The following is a 3,694-nucleotide window of genomic DNA, read 5'->3' on the forward strand; positions in this document are numbered from 1 at the left end:
GGTAATTATTCGGCACAGTCAATTCAATATCGAAAGATATTAAAATAAATTCAGAATTCATTGAGCTGTCGAAAGACATAAAACTTTTTAATTGAAGAGTTTGATCATGGCTCAGATTGAACGCTGGCGGCAGGCCTAACACATGCAAGTCGAGCGGTAACAGAAAGTAGCTTGCTACTTTGCTGACGAGCGGCGGACGGGTGAGTAATGCTTGGGAACATGCCTTGAGGTGGGGGACAACAGTTGGAAACGACTGCTAATACCGCATAATGTCTACGGACCAAAGGGGGCTTCGGCTCTCGCCTTTAGATTGGCCCAAGTGGGATTAGCTAGTTGGTGAGGTAATGGCTCACCAAGGCGACGATCCCTAGCTGGTTTGAGAGGATGATCAGCCACACTGGGACTGAGACACGGCCCAGACTCCTACGGGAGGCAGCAGTGGGGAATATTGCACAATGGGCGCAAGCCTGATGCAGCCATGCCGCGTGTGTGAAGAAGGCCTTCGGGTTGTAAAGCACTTTCAGTCAGGAGGAAAGGTTAACGGTTAATACCCGTTAGCTGTGACGTTACTGACAGAAGAAGCACCGGCTAACTCCGTGCCAGCAGCCGCGGTAATACGGAGGGTGCGAGCGTTAATCGGAATTACTGGGCGTAAAGCGTACGCAGGCGGTTTGTTAAGCGAGATGTGAAAGCCCCGGGCTCAACCTGGGAACTGCATTTCGAACTGGCAAACTAGAGTGTGATAGAGGGTGGTAGAATTTCAGGTGTAGCGGTGAAATGCGTAGAGATCTGAAGGAATACCGATGGCGAAGGCAGCCACCTGGGTCAACACTGACGCTCATGTACGAAAGCGTGGGGAGCAAACGGGATTAGATACCCCGGTAGTCCACGCCGTAAACGATGTCTACTAGAAGCTCGGAGCCTCGGTTCTGTTTTTCAAAGCTAACGCATTAAGTAGACCGCCTGGGGAGTACGGCCGCAAGGTTAAAACTCAAATGAATTGACGGGGGCCCGCACAAGCGGTGGAGCATGTGGTTTAATTCGATGCAACGCGAAGAACCTTACCTACACTTGACATACAGAGAACTTACCAGAGATGGTTTGGTGCCTTCGGGAACTCTGATACAGGTGCTGCATGGCTGTCGTCAGCTCGTGTTGTGAGATGTTGGGTTAAGTCCCGCAACGAGCGCAACCCCTATCCTTAGTTGCTAGCAGGTAATGCTGAGAACTCTAAGGAGACTGCCGGTGATAAACCGGAGGAAGGTGGGGACGACGTCAAGTCATCATGGCCCTTACGTGTAGGGCTACACACGTGCTACAATGGCGCATACAGAGTGCTGCGAACTCGCGAGAGTAAGCGAATCACTTAAAGTGCGTCGTAGTCCGGATTGGAGTCTGCAACTCGACTCCATGAAGTCGGAATCGCTAGTAATCGCGTATCAGAATGACGCGGTGAATACGTTCCCGGGCCTTGTACACACCGCCCGTCACACCATGGGAGTGGGTTGCTCCAGAAGTAGATAGTCTAACCCTCGGGAGGACGTTTACCACGGAGTGATTCATGACTGGGGTGAAGTCGTAACAAGGTAGCCCTAGGGGAACCTGGGGCTGGATCACCTCCTTATACGATTTAGAACTTATTTGTTCGTAGTGTCCACACAGATGATTGTTATTGTAAAGAGAACAACACTTATTGTTTTGGGTCTGTAGCTCAGCTGGTTAGAGCGCACCCCTGATAAGGGTGAGGTCGGTAGTTCAAATCTACTCAGACCCACCACTTCTTATCTAATTAAGAAGATGGTTAAAACAATAAGTACCAGCATATGTGGGGCTATAGCTCAGCTGGGAGAGCGCCTGCCTTGCACGCAGGAGGTCAGCAGTTCGATCCTGCTTAGCTCCACCACTTACTTCTTAAAAATAAATATTCTTTATCGGGCCATTAACCGCCTGAGAATAGAGTGTGTTTAATTTTTAGAAGTTTTTACATCTCTTGCTCTTTAAAAATTTGGAAAAGCTGATAATAAAATTCTGATAGATACATTGTATTTATCAAGAGTTTTCAAAAGTAAAAAAAGAATGGTAGCAGTACCATTCAGTGCCATTTAGTTAACTCTTTGAGTTGATTGATTGGTATCTACTTTAGTATTCAATATTGACTTCTGGCGAAGTTAAACTGTCACAAAACAAAGACCCGTTTGGGTTGTATGGTTAAGTGACTAAGCGTACACGGTGGATGCCTTGGCAGTTGGAGGCGATGAAGGACGTATTAACTTGCGATAAGCTTAGTCAAGCTAGTAAAAAGCGCTTGAGACTAAGATTTCCGAATGGGGAAACCCACCTGCTTGCAGGTATCGTTAACTGAATACATAGGTTAACGAGGCGAACGCGGAGAACTGAAACATCTAAGTACCCGTAGGAAAAGAAATCAACCGAGATTCCGAAAGTAGCGGCGAGCGAAATCGGAACAGCCCTTAAGCTTATTATGTGTTAATGGAAGGCCGCTGGAAAGCGCCACGATACAGGGTGATAGTCCCGTACATGAAAAGACATTTTAAGTGAAATCGAGTAGGTCGGAGCACGTGAAACTTTGACTGAATATAGGTGGACCATCATCTAAGGCTAAATACTCCCAACTGACCGATAGTGAACCAGTACCGTGAGGGAAAGGCGAAAAGAACCCCTGTGAGGGGAGTGAAATAGAACCTGAAACCGTGTACGTACAAGCAGTAGGAGCCCACTTGTTGGGTGACTGCGTACCTTTTGTATAATGGGTCAGCGACTTATATTTTGTAGCGAGGTTAACCGAATAGGGTAGCCGTAGGGAAACCGAGTCTTAACTGGGCGAATAGTTGCAAGGTATAGACCCGAAACCCGGTGATCTAGCCATGGGCAGGTTGAAGGTTGAGTAACATCAACTGGAGGACCGAACCCACTAACGTTGAAAAGTTAGGGGATGACCTGTGGCTAGGAGTGAAAGGCTAATCAAACCGGGAGATAGCTGGTTCTCCCCGAAATCTATTTAGGTAGAGCCTCGGACGAATACTTACGGGGGTAGAGCACTGTTAAGGCTAGGGGGTCATCCCGACTTACCAACCCTTTGCAAACTCCGAATACCGTAAAGTAATATCCGGGAGACACACGGCGGGTGCTAACGTCCGTCGTGAAGAGGGAAACAACCCAGACCGCCAGCTAAGGTCCCAAAGTCATAGTTAAGTGGGAAACGATGTGGAAAGGCCCAGACAGCCAGGAGGTTGGCTTAGAAGCAGCCATCCTTTAAAGAAAGCGTAATAGCTCACTGGTCGAGTCGGTCTGCGCGGAAGATGTAACGGGGCTAAACTATGCACCGAAGCTGCGGATTCAGAATTTATTCTGAGTGGTAGGGGAGCGTTCTGTAAGCCGTTGAAGGTGTACCGGGAGGTATGCTGGAGGTATCAGAAGTGCGAATGCTGACATGAGTAACGATAATGGGAGTGAAAAACTCCCACGCCGGAAGACCAAGGGTTCCTATCCCATGTTAATCAGGGTAGGGTAAGTCGACCCCTAAGGCGAGGCCGAAAGGCGTAGTCGATGGGAAACAGATTAATATTTCTGTACTCGATATAATTGCGATGGGGGGACGGAGCAGGCTAAGCAAGCATAGCGTTGGTAGTCTATGTGAAAGTGAGTAGGGCGTTTGTTTAGGTAAATCCGGACA

2 tRNA genes and 2 rRNA genes are annotated in these 3,694 nt (G+C 48.3%); all 4 read left to right on the top strand.

The features are described 5' to 3' along the window. The first annotated feature begins 88 nt into the window (after positions 1-88). A 16S ribosomal RNA gene (locus tag GQR45_RS21140) occupies positions 89-1,624 on the top strand. Positions 1,625-1,700: 76 nt separating this feature from the next. Next, positions 1,701-1,777 (top strand) — tRNA-Ile (locus GQR45_RS21145). Between the two features lie 50 nt (positions 1,778-1,827). Continuing rightward, positions 1,828-1,903: transfer RNA gene (locus GQR45_RS21150), tRNA-Ala, on the top strand. 303 nt (positions 1,904-2,206) lie between these two features. Then, positions 2,207-3,694: ribosomal RNA gene (locus tag GQR45_RS21155) — 23S ribosomal RNA — on the top strand; the annotation flags it as partial.

This window comes from Pseudoalteromonas sp. SA25 (genome assembly GCF_011378705.1).
GTDB lineage: Bacteria > Pseudomonadota > Gammaproteobacteria > Enterobacterales > Alteromonadaceae > Pseudoalteromonas > Pseudoalteromonas arctica.